The organism is Pseudomonas sp. NPDC089758, from assembly GCF_044748705.1.
GTDB lineage: Bacteria > Pseudomonadota > Gammaproteobacteria > Pseudomonadales > Pseudomonadaceae > Aquipseudomonas > Aquipseudomonas putida_X.
The window spans coordinates 1-16805 of sequence record NZ_JBIVGN010000003.1; the positions used below are offsets into that span (position 1 = coordinate 1).

The window sequence follows — 16805 nt, forward strand, 5'->3', positions numbered from 1 at the left end:
TTTGTTTACCTGCATTGCCATGGGCGGCTCCTCGCGTTATGGTTTTTGAGCTTGAAGGGTTTTCACCAAGAGGCGCTGGCTTGCTTCTATCGTCGCTTGCAAACGATGCATTCTTTATCGGCGCTTTGGTGGAAGGGGTGGGGCGATGTCTCCCACAGTCTGTACTGGGTCAACAGTCAGAATCCGGCATTTAGTCCCACCACCCCTTCAAGTCTAACCATACAAGCCGGCTTGCCGGCGATGGGCTGCACGGCAGCCATTGAACATGATCACCAGACCATCGGCGCCCGACTCTTCACCCGCACCTGCTGCGCCGGCACCCGTGCATGCCACTGCACCACCCCCACCGCCTCCAGCTCAAACGCGCTGCGTATCGTCCTGCCCTGTTCTTCGAACGAAAGCTGCAACTGAAAATGCCCACTGTTGAGCAGCAACCCCTCGCTCAACCGCTCGAATGTTTCGTCGTCCACCGCCCCCAGCGCCTGGCGCAATGCCGCAGCATCTACATAGCCCGACGCCGGCCGACCACTGACGATGCGGCTGAGCAACGAACGGGGATACCGCCCTTCATAAAGCGCTTCGAGCAATGGCAGATGCTCCAGCCCTATGGCATTGGCATTCAGGCGCCAGCCGGTGGTCTGCGGCAACGCACACAACATTGGATAACGGTGCTGGCGCGAGGCATCTGGCTCGAGCAGCAGGTTCAACTCACTGGTATCGAGCATCGGCTGGTTGGCCGCCAGACGAGGCGGCTGCTGGCGCAGATACTGAGCACTTTCGGCCCCCTGCAGGCGCGCATCGCTGTCGCTGTCGAGCCAGTCTGCCAAGGCGTCGACCAGACGCTGGGCGGCCATGTTGTCACCCAGCAAACGCCGTAGCTGGCGTTCGGCACGTTCACCGTCATCCCCCAGCAACGCATTGACGTTGAAACAGGTGTGCTGGTCGTACACCCGCAGCTGGGCCTGGCCGGCGCCAAAGTCGTATTTCAGCGGTTGCCCCCGCAGCGCCTGCCAGAACAGCGGGCTAAGCCGCCAGGCGGGGTCACGCAAGGCCTGCTCGGCATAGGCCAGGCCAGCCTGTTCCATGGCCCGCACCTGTACCCGCTGGCGCAGCAACTGCACGTCATCGACCTGACGCCGCCCATCCTCCACCAGCCAGGCCATCCCCGCCGCGAGCATCGCCAGTACCACCAACACCATCAGCAGTGCGGCGCCCTGCTGTCGCTTGCCACCCATGGCGCAGCACTCCTCTTACCAGACAAGGCGCCAGTCAACAGGGGCGTTGTTGCAGGCAGATTGCAAATACCTTGCAGTCATGTTCGCGTCATCTACGCGAGGCAGGATTGGCCTTTCTTTTCATGGCCTTACAGGAGCGGTCGTAATGGGTGGCATCGGAATCTGGCAACTGGTGATCGTACTGCTGATCGTGTTTCTGCTGTTTGGCACCAAGCGCCTCAAGGGCCTGGGCAGTGATGTTGGCGAAGCGATCCAGGGCTTTCGCAAGTCCATGGGCGGTGACAGCGATGCCAGCACCGCAGCCACACCGCAGCAGGTACAACAGGAGCCACTGACCCGTTCGCCGGCCCCACAACCGCACGCGGATCGGCAGGCCTGATGTTCGAGGTAGGCTTCAGCGAGATGCTGCTGGTAGGCATCGTCGCGCTGCTGGTGCTTGGCCCGGAACGCTTGCCCGTCGCTGCGCGTACGCTGGGCCGTGGCCTGGGCCAGGCGCGCCGGGCAATGCGCGGGCTGCGCGCGCAGATGGAACGGGAAATCGACATGCCCGACCTCGACAGCGCGCCACTGCAGCGCCTCGAGCAGCAACTGCGCCAGGGCATCAGCCTGAAGGCGGAACCGGCACCTGACGCTGCACCCGTTACCGTCATTCGGGAGACCACCTCATGAGCATCGCCTTGGACCCAGCGGCACACATGCCGCTCACCGGGCACCTGCGCGACCTGCGCAAGCGCCTGGTGCGCTGCCTGCTATTGGTCGCGGTAGTGTTCGCCGGCCTGTTCCCCTTCGCCCAACAACTCTACACACTGATTTCCGAACCGCTGCGCCGCTTCCTCCCGGAAGGCGCCAGCATGATCGCCACCAGTGTCACCTCGCCCTTTCTCACACCGTTCAAGCTGACGGCGATGTGCGCGCTGTTCCTGGCCATGCCCCTGCTGCTGCACCAGGCCTGGGGCTTCCTTGCACCGGGCCTTTACCGCCGCGAACGGCGCATCGCCCTGCCCTTGCTGGTGTCGAGCATCGTGCTGTTCTACGCCGGCATGGCCTTCGCGTTCTACCTGGTATTCCCCATGATGTTCGGTTTCTTTGCCAGCGTGACGCCCGATGGCGTGGCGATGATGACGGACATCAGCCAGTACCTAGATTTCATCATGGCGCTGTTCCTGGCGTTCGGCCTGGCATTCGAAATCCCGGTGGCAACGTTCATCGTGGTGTGGGTGGGGCTGGCCGATGTAGCCACGTTGCGGCGTAGCAGGCCCTACGTGATCGTTGGGTGCTTTGGGGTGGGGATGATTCTTACACCGCCGGACGTGTTTTCGCAGACGATGCTGGCGGTGCCCATGTGGATACTGTTCGAGCTGGGCCTGGTGGCCTGCGCGCTGGTCCACAGCAAGGCGGGTGTGCCGACAACGTGAGAGGGGCATCAGCTGCTTCGGTAGCGCTGCCTCGTTAACTTCGTAATGCCTCGTCTACATGCTGCTTGTTCATCCGATCCCATCGCGAGGAACACCATGAACGAGCCCCTTGAAACTTCAGACGTCATTGACGACACCACATTCAGCAGCAGCCTTGCCCTGGAGCAGCTGGGCAATCTCGCCAAAACCCTCGATGCCCAGCTGTTCACCCACCTGTTCAGGTCGGTGTTCGGCAGTGGCTTCGCGCCTGCGGTATTTGTCGAGTTGCAACGGCATCTGGCTGACGACACGCTCGCCAACCCCGCATTCAGGGTCGAGACGGGCCTGCCGACATGGACCGCCTATGACCCGGACGCGGAACAGATCCAGGTACAGCGCGAAGTCATAGATCAGGCACTTGAAAATCCGGAGATCACCGCCACGTTGCTGTTGGCGCTGATGCAGATTTTTGCCCTGCATGTTCACAAGCAGCTTCGTCGATATGAGGGCGCAGCAGGCACCGAACCGGCAACCGAGCCCCCACCAGAAAACCTCGGGGTCGCCTTTGCCCAGACGCTGCTCTTCTACAATGAGCCGATCGAAGCGGGTAGGACGTTCGCGATCTTTACCCACTCAGGCACTGAAACACCGTTGGTTGTGGCGTTCCCGACCCAGGAGCCACCCCACACCGACGAATTCGGTGCCGGCCGGGGCGACAAGAAAGCCAGCCATAGATCCTTCGGCCATGAATCGATTGAGGACGCACTGGAGGTCGCCGGCTTCGACAGCGCCCAGCGCAAGGCCATCTACTTCGGCAACTGGTTGCGGGACTACTCGCAACTGATTGACCCAAAACTGGTTCATCCGGTGCAAGGTGCAGGCGTCGATACCGCTGAAATCATTCAGAGCATCGCCAAAGGCCAACTGCCGAGAGTCTCGCGCAAGAAGCTGACAGCCATTGTCGACCTGTTTGCCCTGAAGGAATTCCATAGCCTGCAGCAGACACCCGAAGACCGCGCACACTACCGGGTGACCCCACAGATGCTTGGGGTCTACCGGGCCCACGAACACATCGACAACCCGACCACGCTGGACCGCAATGCCTTCGACCCGCGCAGCATCGACAAAGACTTCACTGCCCTTGTGTTCCCTGAACACAAGCAGAATGCGGTGCTGCCCAAGCGTTCGATGAAACGTTACATCCGCCGATCGATCGCCTACATGGTCAAACAGCTGGAGGCGGCCAAGAAGGAGGGCATGACTACCGAGGGCATGCGCCACTTTGGCGAGGCCTTGCACGTGCTCGAGGACTACTTTGCCCATTCGAACTTTGTAGAGCTCAGCTTGAAAAAACTGGGGCACGACAAGGTGCTGGTCTGGACCACGGGGATCGAGGCCAGAGAAAACAGCAGGCATGCCTGGCCTGTGGTCACCGGCATGTTCGGCGCTCTGGACATCGTCGGTAGCGTCGCCGACCCGCTGGCCAACTTGCTCTATGGTGATGAGTCATCCCCCACACCCGAGCCTGGCGAGCGCAGCGATTTCGACCAGGTCATGCTGATATTGCTCGAGGATGAGGATCCTCTGCTGCGCAATGCGTATGAGCTCTACCTGAAGGCCCGCGACAACGTACGTAAAAACGAGATCTACCGCTGGATCAACCAGGTGACAAAAGTCGCTCAGTTGCCCAACGAGGCGATTGGCTACGCCACCAACCTGATCAAGAAGCCCCTGCTCAAATGGGCAGGCGATCACATCGCAACCCTGCAAACGCTGCTGGACACTGACCCCAACAGCGATGCCAGCGCCCTGGCAACCCATTCACAACTGGCCAAGGACCACGACACGCATCCCTTCCACACCCTGGCGGTACAGATGGCAACAGAAGCCGTGAAGGTCGTAGGCCAAGCGATGTTCGATCACTGGCACGAAAACAGCGCAGCGTCTGGCGACCCCCGTGTATTGGCTGAGGGCATGATTGTTCACCCCTACGACACCGACCGATTCGATCAGATCGTCAAGGACTGGGCGCTCGCCAATCCACAACGGATCGAGCAGGGGGAGTCCGTCGAAACGCTCAGGCAGTTGCAGACAGACGAATTGGCAGAAGCAATGAAGGGTATAGGGGAGGCGCTGGAGACTGTCGTCAAGCACGTCGAGGAAATAGAAAAGATAACCGATACGAGCTTCTGGAGCATCGTCAACAGCCCGGACGCGGGCCCTTCGCCCTTTGGCTGAAAACCACCGGTTTCAGAAATCCAGCAGGCGCCAGACCTCAAAGGCCGGCGTCTCGTACGGATGGCTCAGCCGCAGCGCAGCGACGACCTGAGCGATCAGGTCATCAGCCACCACCAGCTCCACCTTCCACTCCTCGACCACCTCGACCTGGCCGGTTTGCCCGAGGAACGGCTGGCTGCCGTCCAACGGGCGAAACTGGCCCTGGCCGAGGGTTTGCCAGGCGCAGTGGTCGTAGTCGCCGATACGCCCGCCACCGGCGGCGAATACGGCGGCCTTGACCACGTCGACGTGGCTGGCCGGGACGAAGAAGGCGAGCTTGTACACGCCTTAGTTCACCCAGACGCGCGCGTTACGGAACATGCGCATCAGCGCGGCATCTTCCTGCCACTCATCCGGGCGCCAAGAGTTCTGCACGGCGCGGAACACGCGCTCCGGGTGCGGCATCATGATGGTCACGCGGCCGTCGCGGCTGGTCAGGCCGGTGATACCGCGCGGCGAGCCGTTCGGGTTCGCCGGGTAGGCCTCGGTGACCTTGCCGTGGTTGTCGACGTAGCGCAGGGCCACGCAACCGGACAGGTCGGCTTCCAGCAGTGCCTCTTCGCTAGCGAATTCGGCATGGCCTTCGCCGTGGGCGATGGCGATCGGCATGCGCGAACCCGCCATGCCCTGCAGGAAGATCGAGTTGGACTTCTGCACCTCGACCATGGCCACACGGGCTTCGAACTGCTCCGAACGGTTGCGCACGAAGTGCGGCCAGTACTCGGTGCCAGGGATCAGCTCGTGAAGGTTGGACATCATCTGGCAACCATTGCACACGCCCAGGGCGAAGCTGTCGGTACGCTCGAAGAAGGCCTGGAAGGCATCACGGGCACGGGCATTGAACAAGGCCGACTTGGCCCAGCCTTCACCGGCCCCCAGCACGTCACCGTAGGAGAAGCCACCGCAGGCAACCAGGCCCTTGAAGGCTTCGAAGTCGACGCGGCCAGCGAGAATATCGCTCATGTGCACGTCGATGGCGGCGAAGCCGGCGCGGTCGAAGGCGGCAGCCATCTCGACCTGGCCATTGACGCCCTGCTCACGCAGGATCGCCACTTGCGGGCGCACGCCTTTTTTGATGTACGGCGCAGCGATGTCCTCGTTGACGTCGTAGCCCACCTTGACCGACAGGCCAGGGTTGTCTTCTTCGAGCAGGGCGTCGAACTCCTGGTCGGCGCAGTCCGCGTTGTCGCGCAGGCGCTGGACCTGGTAGCTGGTCTCGGCCCACTGGCGCTGCAGCATGCGGCGGTCGTCGTCGAACAGCACTTGGCCGTTCAGGCTGATGGACACCTCGGCGTTGTTGACCGGTTTGCCAATCACCGCCACGCAACCTTCGCCCAGGCCAGCGGCACTGAACTGCGCCAGCACGTCCGGGGTGGCATCCTGGCGAACCTGGATGACAGCGCCCAGCTCTTCGTTGAAGAGGATGGCCGGCACGTCCTTGCTGTTGTCGGTCAGCGGGTCCAGTTGCAGGTCGAGGCCGCAGTGGCCGGCGAAGGCCATTTCCAGCACGGTGGTCAGCAGGCCGCCGTCGGACCGGTCGTGGTAGGCCAGCAGATGACCGTCGGCGTTCAGGCCCTGGATCACGGCGAAGAACGCCTTGAGGTCTTCGGCGTCGTCGACGTCCGGCGCCTGGGCGGCGATCTTGCCGTAGGTCTGGGCCAGGATCGAAGCACCCATGCGGTTCTTGCCGCGGCCCAGGTCGATCAGGATCAGGTCAGTCTCGCCCTTGTCCATGCGCAGTTGCGGGGTCAGGGTCTTGCGGATGTCACTGACCGGGGCGAAGCCGGTGATGATCAGCGACATTGGCGAAGTGACGCTCTTCTCGACGCCCTCTTCACTCCACTTGGTCTTCATCGACATGGAGTCCTTGCCGACCGGGATGGTCAGGCCCAACTCCGGGCACAGCTCCATGCCGACAGCCTTGACGGTGTCGTACAGACGGGCGTCTTCGCCTGGGTGGCCGGCAGCGGACATCCAGTTGGCTGACAGTTTGATGTCGGACAGCTTTTCAATCTGCGCGGCAGCCAGGTTGGTCAGGGTTTCACCGATCGCCATGCGCCCGGACGCAGGCGCGTCGAGCACTGCCAGCGGCGTGCGCTCACCCATGGCCATGGCTTCACCGGTGTACACGTCGAAGCTGGTGGCCGTGACGGCGCAGTCGGCGACAGGAACCTGCCACGGGCCGACCATCTGGTCGCGGGCCACCAGGCCGGTGATGGTGCGGTCGCCGATGGTGATCAGGAAGCTCTTGCTGGCGACCGCCGGGTGGTTCAGAACACGCTGCACGGCGCTGTCCAGGTCCACCTTGCTCGGGTCGAAATCATCGCCCAGCTCGGCTTCGCGCGTGACCGAACGGTGCATGCGCGGCGGCTTGCCCAGCAGCACGTCAAGCGGCATGTCCACCGGCGTATTGCCGAAGTGGCTGTCGGTCACGGTCAGGTGCGGCTCTTCGGTGGCCTCGCCAACGACGGCGAACGGGCAGCGCTCGCGCTCACAGATGGCCTGGAAGCGTTCGAAGTCGACGGCGCTGACGGCCAGCACATAACGCTCTTGCGATTCGTTGCTCCAGATTTCGTGCGGGGCCATGCCCGGCTCGTCGTTGGGCACGTTGCGCAGTTCGAAGCGGCCACCGCGGCCACCGTCGTTCACCAGCTCAGGGAAGGCGTTGGAAATACCACCGGCGCCGACGTCATGGATGAAGGCGATCGGGTTGTTGTCGCCCAACTGCCAGCAACGGTCGATGACCTCCTGGCAACGACGCTCCATTTCCGGGTTTTCGCGCTGCACCGAGGCGAAGTCCAGGTCTGCGGAGCTGGCACCGGTGGCCACCGACGAAGCGGCGCCGCCGCCCAGGCCGATCAGCATGGCCGGGCCACCGAGCACGATCAGCTTGGCGCCGACGGTGATTTCGCCCTTCTGTACGTGGTCTTCACGGATGTTGCCCATACCGCCAGCCAGCATGATCGGCTTGTGGTAGCCGCGCACTTCTTCACCGTGCGGGGTGTTGATGGCCTGCTCGAAGGTACGGAAGTAGCCAGTCAGCGCCGGGCGACCGAATTCGTTGTTGAACGCTGCGCCACCCAGCGGGCCTTCGATCATGATGTCGAGGGCGTCAACGATACGCTCAGGTTTACCGTAGGCCTGCTCCCATGGCTGTTCGAAGCCCGGGATACGCAGGTTGGACACGGTGAAGCCGGTCAGGCCGGCTTTGGGCTTGGCGCCACGGCCGGTAGCACCTTCGTCACGGATTTCGCCGCCCGAGCCGGTGGAGGCACCGGAGAACGGCGCGATGGCGGTCGGGTGGTTGTGCGTCTCGACCTTCATCAGGATGTGCACCGGCTCCTGCACCGCGCCGTACTGGCGGGTTTCAGGGTTCGGGAAGAAGCGGCCGGCAACGTTGCCGACGATCACCGAGGCGTTGTCCTTGTACGCAGACAGCACGCCTTCGCTGTGCATCTGGTAGGTGTTCTTGATCATGCCGAACAGGCTCTTTTCCTGAGCCTGGCCGTCGATGTCCCAACTGGCGTTGAAGATCTTGTGCCGGCAGTGTTCGGAGTTGGCCTGGGCGAACATCATCAGCTCGATGTCGTTCGGGTTGCGCTTGAGGCCCTGGAAGGCGTTGACCAGGTAGTCGATCTCGTCTTCGGCCAGGGCCAGGCCCAGCTCGATGTTGGCCTTGGCCAGCGCGTCGCGGCCACCGGCCAGGATATCGACCGACGTCATCGGTTTGGGCTGGGCGTGGCTGAACAGGTCGCTCGCCTGCTCCAGCTGGGCCAGCACGCGCTGGGTCATGCGGTCATGCAGTTCGGCGGCGACCACGGCGGCGTCGGCATCGCTCAGCTCACCGGCAACGTAGTAGGCGATACCGCGCTCCAGGCGCTGGATCGACTGCAGGCCGCAGTTGTGGGCGATGTCGCTGGCCTTGCTGGCCCAAGGCGAGATGGTGCCCAGGCGCGGCACGACCAGGAACAGGCGGCCAGTCGGCTCCTGCACCGGCACGCTCGGGCCGTACTTGAGCAGACGGCCCAGCACCTGCTGCTGGTCGGCGGTCAGCTCGCCGTCGACATCGGCGAAGTGGGCAAATTCGGCATACAAACCAGTAACAGCGGGGACTTTCTGGCTCAGTTGCTCGAGTAATTTACCGTGGCGAAAGGCAGAAAGGGCAGGAGCGCCGCGCAGGATCAACATCGTCGGGACAGCCTCAGGAAGGGGTGTGCTTAGAGGCCGTGCATTCTAGCCTAATTCCGCGGCTTGCGGCACCCGCCAGAGGGCAATGCTGCCGGGCGGCGGAACCGGACTTCGGGGTCAAAAAAAGCGACAGGCCGCACGCTGCACGCTGCAGGAAAAAACAGGTGCCGCGCAGGTCGCTTTTTTCCTGCCGCTTGCGCCGTGCTGCCGGGAGCCAGCATCACAGAACGCGCTACCAGACAACCTGGCAGTTGTCGAGATATGGCGCCCCCCGTCCTTTGCGTATACTGCAAGCTATGTTCGCCCATACTGCTTTGCGCCAGCGTTGCGCCAAATGGCTTTTCGCAACCGGTCTCTTTCTGTTGCTCGGTGCCTGCGTTGAAAAACCCAGCACCCTCGAGCGCGTGAAGGAGGACGGCGTGCTGCGCGTGATCACCCGCAACAGCCCGGCCACTTATTTCCAGGACCGCAACGGCGAAACCGGCTTCGAGTACGAGCTGGTCAAGCGTTTCGCCGACGATCTTGGCGTGAAGCTGGAGATCGAGACCGCCGACAACCTCGACGAATTGTTCGACGACCTGGGCAAACCGTCAGGCCCTGTGCTGGCAGCGGCCGGCCTGGTCAGCAGCGAACGGCGCAAGACCCAGGCAAGGTTCTCCCATCCTTACCTGGAAGTGACCCCTCAAGTCATCTATCGCAACGGCCGCTCGCGCCCCACCGACCCTCAGGGCCTGGTCGGCAAGAAGATCATGGTGCTCAAAGGCAGCAGCCATGCCGACCAGCTGGCTGAATTGAAAAGGCGGTATCCGGGCCTGGAATACGAAGAGTCCGACGCGGTCGAGGTGGTCGACCTGTTGCGCATGGTCGATGAAGGGCAGATCGACCTGACCCTGGTCGACTCCAACGAACTGGCGATGAACCAGGTGTACTTCCCCAACGTGCGGGTGGCCTTCGACCTTGGCGAAACCCGCAACCAACGCTGGGCAGTGGCCCCTGGCGAAGACAACAGCCTGCTGAACGAAGTCAACGAGTTCCTCGACAAATCCCAGAAAAACGGCACGCTGCAGCGCTTGAAAGACCGTTATTACGGCCACGTCGACGTGCTCGGTTACGTGGGCGCCTACACCTTTGCGCAGCATTTGCAGCAGCGCCTGCCCAAGTACGAAAAATACTTCAAGAGCTACGCCAAGGTTGAACAGGTGGACTGGCGCCTGCTGGCCGCGATCGGTTATCAGGAATCGCTGTGGCAACCGGAAGTCACGTCCAAGACCGGCGTACGCGGCCTGATGATGCTGACCCAGCGCACCGCCCAGGCGATGGGCGTGTCCAACCGCCTGGACCCCAGGCAGAGCATCAAAGGTGGCGCCAAATACTTCATGCTGGTCAAGCAGCAGCTCGATGACAGCATCAAGGAGCCAGACCGCACCTGGTTCGCCCTGGCGGCGTACAACGTCGGCAGCGGCCATCTTGAAGACGCGCGCACGCTGGCCAAACGGGAAAAGCTCAACCCGAACAAGTGGCTGGACGTGAAGAAGATGCTGCCGCGCCTGGCGCAGAAACAGTGGTACCGCCAGACCAAGTACGGTTACGCCCGGGGTGGCGAGCCGGTACATTTCGTGGCCAACATCCGCCGTTACTACGACATCCTCACCTGGGTGACCCAGCCGCAGTTGGAAGGCCAGGTGGCCGAGGGCAACCTGCATGTGCCTGGCGTGAACAAGGACAAGCCGGCAGAGCAGTCGCCGCCGATGTGACGCTCAAGGCCCTATCGCCGGCAAGCCGGTGCTCATAGGGGCAGCGCCAGTCTTGTCGTAGCGCCGCACCTGTAGACCGGTTTGCCGGCGATGCGGCCAGAACAGGCTAGGCCTTGGCCCGCCGGGCCTTGAAGAAGTCGCTTAGGATCTGCCCGCATTCTTCAGCCAGTACCCCGCCCTCGAACATTACCCGATGGTTGAGAAAACCCTGGTTGAAGAACTGCCCCTGGCTCTGCACGATGCCCGCCTTGGGCTCCAGCGCACCGTAGACCACCCGCGCTACCCGCGAATGCACGATCAACCCCGCGCACATGCTGCAAGGCTCCAGGGTCACGTACAAGGTGCTGCCCGGCAGCCGGTAATTGCTGGCGGATTTCGCCGCCGCGCGGATGGCGACCATTTCGGCATGGGCACTGGGGTCGCTGTCGATGATAGGCCGGTTGAAGCCCTGCCCGATGACCTGGCCGTGCTGCACCAGCACCGCCCCGACCGGCACCTCGCCCAGCGCTGCACCTTGTGCAGCCAGGTCCAGGGCCAGGCGCATGAACGCCTGATCATGGCTGCGATCGATGATCTGTGGGCGCATCAGACCACCGCAATCGCGGCCATCAGGCCGGTTTCCATGTGGTCGATGACGTGGCAGTGGAACATCCAGGTACCTGGATTATCGGCCACCAGCGCCACTTGGGCCCGCTCGTTCTTGCCCAGCAGGTAGGTATCGGTGAACCACGGCTCGACGATCTTGTGCCTGTTGGAGGCAATCACCTTGAAGCTCATGCCATGCAGGTGAATCGGGTGCTGGTACTGGGTCATGTTCTTCAACTCGAAGATGTAGCTCTTGCCTTTTTGCAGCGTGGCGATCGGCCGGTCGGCGCAGGTCTTGTCGGTGATGTCCCAGGCCTGAGCATTGATCTGCCACAGGCTAGGCGGCCTGCCGTTTTCGGTGTTGACCGAAACCTTGCCCACCCATTCGAAATTGAAGTTCAGCTTTTCGGCATTCTCCAGGTCCGGCTCGGCCACCGGGTTCGGTGGCAAGGCAGGCGGCCAGTCGCTGGGCGCATCATTGCTGGGCACCGAGCGCAATGTGCCCAAGCGGACGAAGCCATCGCGCAGGGAAATTTCTTCACCTGCCTGGGGAATGCGGATCGCCAGACAGACACGCATGCCTGGCCCCAGCCAGTACTCGTCATCGAGCACACGCGGGGTGACCGGATTGCCATCGAGGGCATAGATTCTGGCCTCGTGATCACCGCCCTTGAGGTTAAGGCGATAGGTCCAGGTGTTGTCCAGGTTGAGCAGACGCAGGCGCACAACCTGCCCAGCCGGTAATTCGGTTACCGAATCAGCCTGGCCATTGATGGTGATCAGCCGGCCAGCGGTACCATTGCGCGCCGCTTCGCGGGGGATGCTGAACGGCAGCCAGGCACCCTGCTCGTCCACGTGCCAGTTCTTAAGGCTCAGCGTGCGCTCATGCAAAAAACCGCTGGGCTCGCGCTCCTCGACGATCAGTGGGCCGACCAGGCCGCGCCCGAGCTCTTCAGAGCTGCTGACGTGCGGGTGATACCAGTAACTGCCGGCGTCAGGCACGCGGAACTTGTAGTCGAAATACTCGCCCGGCTTGACCGGCAACTGCGACACATACGGCACACCGTCCATCTCCAGCGGCAGGCGGATGCCATGCCAGTGAATGGTGGTTTCCACCGGCAGGTGGTTGATGAAGCGCACCCGCAACCAGGTGCCCTGGCGGACCCGCAGCTCGGTACCGGGTGCCGACGGGCCGAAGGCCCAGGCCTCGGTCTTGAAGCCAGGCACGAGCTCGACCTCCAGAGGCGCCGCGATCAGTTCGTAGTCGTGCCCGGCATTCTCATCCTCGACCTTGCCCAGCCAGTACCGCGCTGCGCCACCGGCGCCCAGGCCTACCACAACCAGGCCAGTGAGGCCCTTGAGCATTTGTCGACGGGTGAAGGACATCGGTGCGGGTACCTCGTTTGAGCGCAATCAAGCTGCCAGCACGGCTGGCGATGAAGGGCGAATACGATACACCTGCAAATGCGAAAGATTAAGTGAAGTCTCGTCGCAGGGGGCTCATCGGCCTTCCCAGATACGACGAGGGCGCCTTGCGGCGCCCTCGTGGCTCAACTCATTCCCACTCGATAGTGGCCGGCGGTTTGCTCGACACGTCGTAGGTGACGCGCGAGATACCGTCGATTTCGTTGATGATCCGGCCGCTGACGGTCTCCAGCAGGTCGTAAGGCAGGTGCGCCCAGCGCGCGGTCATGAAGTCCACGGTCTCGACAGCACGCAGGGCCACGACCCAGGCGTAGCGACGGCCGTCGCCCACGACACCCACCGACTTCACCGGCTGGAACACCACGAACGCCTGGCTGGTCTTGTGGTACCAGTCGGCCTTGCGCAGCTCTTCGATGAAGATGTGGTCGGCGCGACGCAGAATGTCGGCGTACTCCTTCTTCACTTCACCGAGGATCCGCACACCCAGGCCTGGGCCTGGGAACGGGTGGCGGTAGACCATGTCGTACGGCAGGCCGAGTTCCAGGCCGATCTTGCGCACTTCGTCCTTGAACAGCTCACGCAGCGGTTCGACCAGCTTGAGGTTCATTTCCTCCGGCAGGCCACCCACGTTGTGGTGCGACTTGATCACGTGAGCCTTGCCACTCTTGGCGCCGGCCGACTCGATCACGTCCGGGTAGATGGTGCCCTGGGCGAGGAACTGGATGTTTTCCAGTTTGCTGGCTTCGGCGTCGAACACGTCGATGAAGGTACGGCCGATGATCTTGCGCTTCTTCTCCGGGTCGGCTTCGCCTTCCAGGTTGTCGAGGAACTGCTTCTCGGCATCGGCACGGATCACTTTCACGCCCATGTTCTCTTTGAACATGGCCATCACCTGATCGCCTTCGTGCAGGCGCAGCAGGCCGTTGTCGACAAAGACGCAGGTCAGCTGGTCGCCGATGGCGCGGTGCAGCAGCGCCGCTACCACCGAGGAATCGACACCGCCAGACAGGCCCAGCAGAACGTTGGCCGAGCCGACTTGCTGACGCACCTGGGCGATGGCGTCTTCGACGATGTTCGAAGGGGTCCACAGGGCTTCACAGCCACAGATGTCCTGCACGAAGCGGGACAGGATGCGACCGCCCTGCTTGGTGTGGGTCACTTCCGGGTGGAACTGCACACCGTAGTAGCCGCGCGCGTCGTCGAACATGCCGGCGATCGGGCAGCTCGGGGTGCTGGCCAGGATGTTGAAGTTGCCCGGCATCTGGGTGACCTTGTCGCCGTGGCTCATCCACACGTCCAGGCCCAGTACGCCGTCGCCATCGACGTGGTCTTCGATGCCGTCGAGCAGGCGGCTCTTGCCGACCACGTCAACACGGGCATAACCGAACTCGCGCAGGTCCGAACCTTCGACCTTGCCGCCCAGTTGCTCGGCCATGGTCTGCATGCCGTAGCAGATGCCCAGCAGCGGTACGTTCAGGTCGAACACGGCCTGCGGAGCACGCGGGCTGTTGGCTTCGTGGACCGACTCGGGGCCGCCGGCGAGGATGATGCCGCGCGGGTTGAATTCGCGGATCGCTTCATCGTCCATGTCGAACGGATGCAGTTCGCAGTAGACACCGATCTCACGCACGCGGCGGGCGATCAGCTGGGTGTACTGAGAACCGAAATCGAGGATCAGGATGCGGTGAGCGTGAATGTCGAGGGCCATGACTCAATCTCTGGTGCAGCTGCAAGCGTCTAGCTGCGAGCTGCAAGTTGATCGGGGAAAACGCGGTAGCTGCTGCAACGCAACTACCGCTTGGAGCTTGCTACTTACCGCTGGAGGCTTCAGCCGACCCGGTAGTTAGGGGCTTCTTTGGTGATCTGCACGTCATGCACGTGGGACTCGGCCATGCCGGCACCGGTGATGCGCACGAATTCCGGCTTGGTGCGCATCTCTTCGATGGTTGCGCTGCCGGTGTAGCCCATGGACGAACGCAGGCCGCCCATCAGCTGGTGGATGATCGCGGCCAGGGCGCCCTTGTACGGTACGCGGCCTTCGATACCTTCCGGCACCAGCTTCTCGGCACCGGCCGAGGAGTCCTGGAAGTAACGGTCGGACGAGCCTTGCGCCTGCGCCATGGCACCCAGCGAGCCCATGCCTCGATAGGCCTTGTAGGAACGGCCCTGGAACAGCTCGACTTCACCCGGAGCCTCTTCGGTACCGGCGAACATCGACCCCATCATCACGCAGGAAGCACCGGCGACGATGGCCTTGGACAGGTCACCCGAGAAACGGATGCCGCCGTCGGCGATCAGTGGCACGCCGGTACCTTCCAGTGCGGCGGCAACGTTGGCGATGGCACTGATTTGCGGGACGCCGACACCGGCGACGATACGGGTGGTGCAGATCGAGCCTGGGCCGATACCGACCTTCACGGCGTCGGCGCCGGCTTCTGCCAGGGCCTTGGCCGCAGCGCCAGTGGCGATGTTGCCGCCGATCACCTGAACTTGCGGGTAGGTTTCCTTGACCCAGCGAACACGGTCGATCACGCCTTTGGAGTGGCCGTGGGCGGTATCGACGACAACCACGTCAACGCCAGCGGCAACCAGGGCGGCAACGCGCTCGCCGGTGTCCTTGCCGGTGCCGACCGCAGCGCCGACGCGCAGGCGACCCTGGTCGTCCTTGCTGGCCAGCGGGTAGGCCTTGGCCTTTTCGATGTCCTTGACGGTCATCATGCCCTTGAGGGTGAACTTGTCGTCGACGATCAGGACTTTTTCCAGGCGGTGCTTGTGCAGCAGCTCGCGGACTTCGTTCTTGTCGGCGCCTTCGCGCACGGTGACCAGGCGCTCTTTGGGCGTCATCACGTCGCGCACCTTGGCATCCAGGCGGGTTTCGAAGCGCACGTCACGGGAAGTGACGATACCGACCAGATCACCGTTCTCCAGCACCGGAACACCCGAGATGTTGTTCAGGCGGGTCAGGTCGAACAGGTCGCGCACAGTGGCGTCGGCGTCGATGGTGATCGGGTCCTTGACCACGCCAGCCTCGAACTTCTTGACCTTGCGGACTTCGCCGGCCTGCTGTTCGATGGTCATGTTCTTGTGGATGATGCCGATGCCGCCTTCTTGGGCCATGGCAATGGCCAGGCGCGCTTCGGTCACGGTATCCATGGCGGCGGAAACCAGAGGAATGTTCAGCTCGATGCCACGAGTCAAACGGGTCTTGAGACTGACTTCATTGGGCAGTACCTCGGAGTAGCCAGGTACAAGGAGGATATCGTCGAAAGTCAGGGCTTCTTGGCTGATACGCAGCATCGCGGGGGCTCCCGGGCGGGAAAAATGGAAGCGCGCCATTATACTCATCCACGGCGCGCCGCTCAATGCAAAATAAGGGCCTTCGGTCAGCGTGCTGGCAGTTTTACCTGCACCACCGCCACCGGCTGGTCCAGCCAGTCGGCGAAGCTGTCGAGAAAGGCCTGGGTAAACCCGGCCTCGCCCCAGTTGTTGAAGATGAACCCCAGGTTGGAAAAGGCACATGGCTGCAGGTAAATGAAGCCATTGATGTCGTCTTCGAAGCCGCACAACGGGCAGGTGAAGTTGTCACTCACCCCCGGCATCCACTCCTCCAGGCTTTCGAACAAAGGTTCACCCACCTCGCGCCGGCACTCGGGGCAGCCGGCTTCTTCGAGGAAACCCTCGGTGGGCGTATAGATGCAGCGTTTGAGCATCACTTCAAGGCCGTTCACCGGCACGCCGATCGGCAGCTGTTCCGGGTGCAGGGCGATTTTGCGTGCACCTTCGGCCAGGGCATGGCCCATGCGGTTGCCGGTGCGACCACAGGTGGTCAGTTGCTCCTCGACCACCTTTTCGCGTACCAGCCAGCGCAGGATGGCCCGGGCGCGGGCCTCGTGCACAGGTACGGTGGAAAGTTTAGGGACGATGATGCTCTGGGTGTTCATGGGCGA

General features: G+C 62.7%; 13 protein-coding genes. 5 read left to right on the plus strand and 8 right to left on the minus strand.

What is annotated here, in order from left to right; genetic code table 11:
• Positions 1-269: 269 nt before the first annotated feature.
• On the minus strand, positions 270-1235 hold the full coding sequence (gene gspK, locus ACIPZH_RS04645) for a type II secretion system minor pseudopilin GspK (RefSeq protein ID WP_400635341.1): 966 nt from the start codon (positions 1233-1235) through the stop codon (positions 270-272).
• A gap of 145 nt (positions 1236-1380) precedes the next feature.
• Here gspK and tatA point away from each other — a divergent pair, with 145 nt between their 5' ends.
• The 4 genes from tatA (at position 1381) to ACIPZH_RS04665 (ending at position 4867) form a co-directional block, all read left to right on the plus strand.
• Complete coding sequence (gene tatA, locus ACIPZH_RS04650) at positions 1381-1614, plus strand: twin-arginine translocase TatA/TatE family subunit (RefSeq protein ID WP_267818397.1); 234 nt, start codon at positions 1381-1383, stop codon at positions 1612-1614.
• Positions 1614-1904 (plus strand): Sec-independent protein translocase protein TatB, encoded by a 291-nt coding sequence (gene tatB, locus ACIPZH_RS04655; RefSeq protein WP_241804308.1) that lies wholly within the window; start codon positions 1614-1616, stop codon positions 1902-1904. The genes tatA and tatB overlap by 1 nt, the downstream gene beginning before the upstream one ends.
• Positions 1901-2650, plus strand: coding sequence for a twin-arginine translocase subunit TatC (gene tatC, locus ACIPZH_RS04660; protein ID WP_400635343.1), 750 nt, complete (start codon positions 1901-1903; stop codon positions 2648-2650). The genes tatB and tatC overlap by 4 nt, the downstream gene beginning before the upstream one ends.
• 96 nt (positions 2651-2746) lie before the next feature.
• Positions 2747-4867, plus strand: coding sequence for an HET-C-related protein (locus ACIPZH_RS04665; RefSeq protein ID WP_400635345.1), 2121 nt, complete (start codon positions 2747-2749; stop codon positions 4865-4867).
• Between the two features lie 12 nt (positions 4868-4879).
• Here ACIPZH_RS04665 and ACIPZH_RS04670 read toward each other — a convergent pair whose 3' ends face one another.
• Positions 4880-5191 (minus strand): NGG1p interacting factor NIF3, encoded by a 312-nt coding sequence (locus ACIPZH_RS04670; RefSeq protein ID WP_241804305.1) that lies wholly within the window; start codon positions 5189-5191, stop codon positions 4880-4882.
• A gap of 3 nt (positions 5192-5194) precedes the next feature.
• A complete protein-coding gene (purL, locus tag ACIPZH_RS04675; protein WP_267818404.1) occupies positions 5195-9094 on the minus strand; it encodes a phosphoribosylformylglycinamidine synthase in 3900 nt (1299 codons plus the stop codon).
• A gap of 296 nt (positions 9095-9390) precedes the next feature.
• On the opposite strand from purL, the gene mltF reads away from it, so the two are divergent.
• Complete coding sequence (gene mltF / locus ACIPZH_RS04680) at positions 9391-10848, plus strand: membrane-bound lytic murein transglycosylase MltF (protein WP_400635347.1); 1458 nt, start codon at positions 9391-9393, stop codon at positions 10846-10848.
• 106 nt (positions 10849-10954) lie between these two features.
• On the opposite strand, the gene tadA is transcribed toward mltF, so the two are convergent.
• From tadA to ACIPZH_RS04705, 5 genes are all read right to left on the minus strand, one after another.
• The gene (tadA, locus tag ACIPZH_RS04685) at positions 10955-11434 is read right to left on the minus strand and encodes a tRNA adenosine(34) deaminase TadA (RefSeq protein WP_400635349.1); all 480 of its coding nucleotides are present in this window, start codon (positions 11432-11434) and stop codon (positions 10955-10957) included.
• Entirely contained in the window at positions 11434-12819 is a 1386-nt protein-coding gene (locus ACIPZH_RS04690; RefSeq protein ID WP_400635351.1) for a multicopper oxidase family protein, read from the minus strand. Before ACIPZH_RS04690 ends, tadA begins: the two co-directional genes overlap by 1 nt.
• Before the next feature lie 169 nt (positions 12820-12988).
• Complete coding sequence (guaA, locus tag ACIPZH_RS04695; RefSeq protein ID WP_241804300.1) at positions 12989-14566, minus strand: glutamine-hydrolyzing GMP synthase; 1578 nt, start codon at positions 14564-14566, stop codon at positions 12989-12991.
• A 119-nt stretch (positions 14567-14685) separates the two neighbouring features.
• A complete protein-coding gene (guaB, locus tag ACIPZH_RS04700; protein WP_267818412.1) occupies positions 14686-16155 on the minus strand; it encodes an IMP dehydrogenase in 1470 nt (489 codons plus the stop codon).
• A gap of 86 nt (positions 16156-16241) precedes the next feature.
• Complete coding sequence (locus tag ACIPZH_RS04705; RefSeq protein WP_267818414.1) at positions 16242-16799, minus strand: sugar ABC transporter ATPase; 558 nt, start codon at positions 16797-16799, stop codon at positions 16242-16244.
• Between the last annotated feature and the right edge of the window lie 6 nt (positions 16800-16805).

What these genes read in the sequence shown, in the direction of transcription:
- gspK (WP_400635341.1), bottom strand. Translation starts at nt 1,235, where the DNA reads ATGGGTGGCAAGCGACAGCAGGGCGCCGCACTGCTGATGGTGTTGGTG.
- tatA (WP_267818397.1), top strand. Translation starts at nt 1,381, where the DNA reads ATGGGTGGCATCGGAATCTGGCAACTGGTGATCGTACTGCTGATCGTG.
- tatB (WP_241804308.1), top strand. Translation starts at nt 1,614, where the DNA reads ATGTTCGAGGTAGGCTTCAGCGAGATGCTGCTGGTAGGCATCGTCGCG.
- tatC (WP_400635343.1), top strand. Translation starts at nt 1,901, where the DNA reads ATGAGCATCGCCTTGGACCCAGCGGCACACATGCCGCTCACCGGGCAC.
- ACIPZH_RS04665 (WP_400635345.1), top strand. Translation starts at nt 2,747, where the DNA reads ATGAACGAGCCCCTTGAAACTTCAGACGTCATTGACGACACCACATTC.
- purL (WP_267818404.1), bottom strand. Translation starts at nt 9,094, where the DNA reads ATGTTGATCCTGCGCGGCGCTCCTGCCCTTTCTGCCTTTCGCCACGGT.
- mltF (WP_400635347.1), top strand. Translation starts at nt 9,391, where the DNA reads ATGTTCGCCCATACTGCTTTGCGCCAGCGTTGCGCCAAATGGCTTTTC.
- tadA (WP_400635349.1), bottom strand. Translation starts at nt 11,434, where the DNA reads ATGCGCCCACAGATCATCGATCGCAGCCATGATCAGGCGTTCATGCGC.
- ACIPZH_RS04690 (WP_400635351.1), bottom strand. Translation starts at nt 12,819, where the DNA reads ATGTCCTTCACCCGTCGACAAATGCTCAAGGGCCTCACTGGCCTGGTT.
- guaA (WP_241804300.1), bottom strand. Translation starts at nt 14,566, where the DNA reads ATGGCCCTCGACATTCACGCTCACCGCATCCTGATCCTCGATTTCGGT.
- guaB (WP_267818412.1), bottom strand. Translation starts at nt 16,155, where the DNA reads ATGCTGCGTATCAGCCAAGAAGCCCTGACTTTCGACGATATCCTCCTT.
- ACIPZH_RS04705 (WP_267818414.1), bottom strand. Translation starts at nt 16,799, where the DNA reads ATGAACACCCAGAGCATCATCGTCCCTAAACTTTCCACCGTACCTGTG.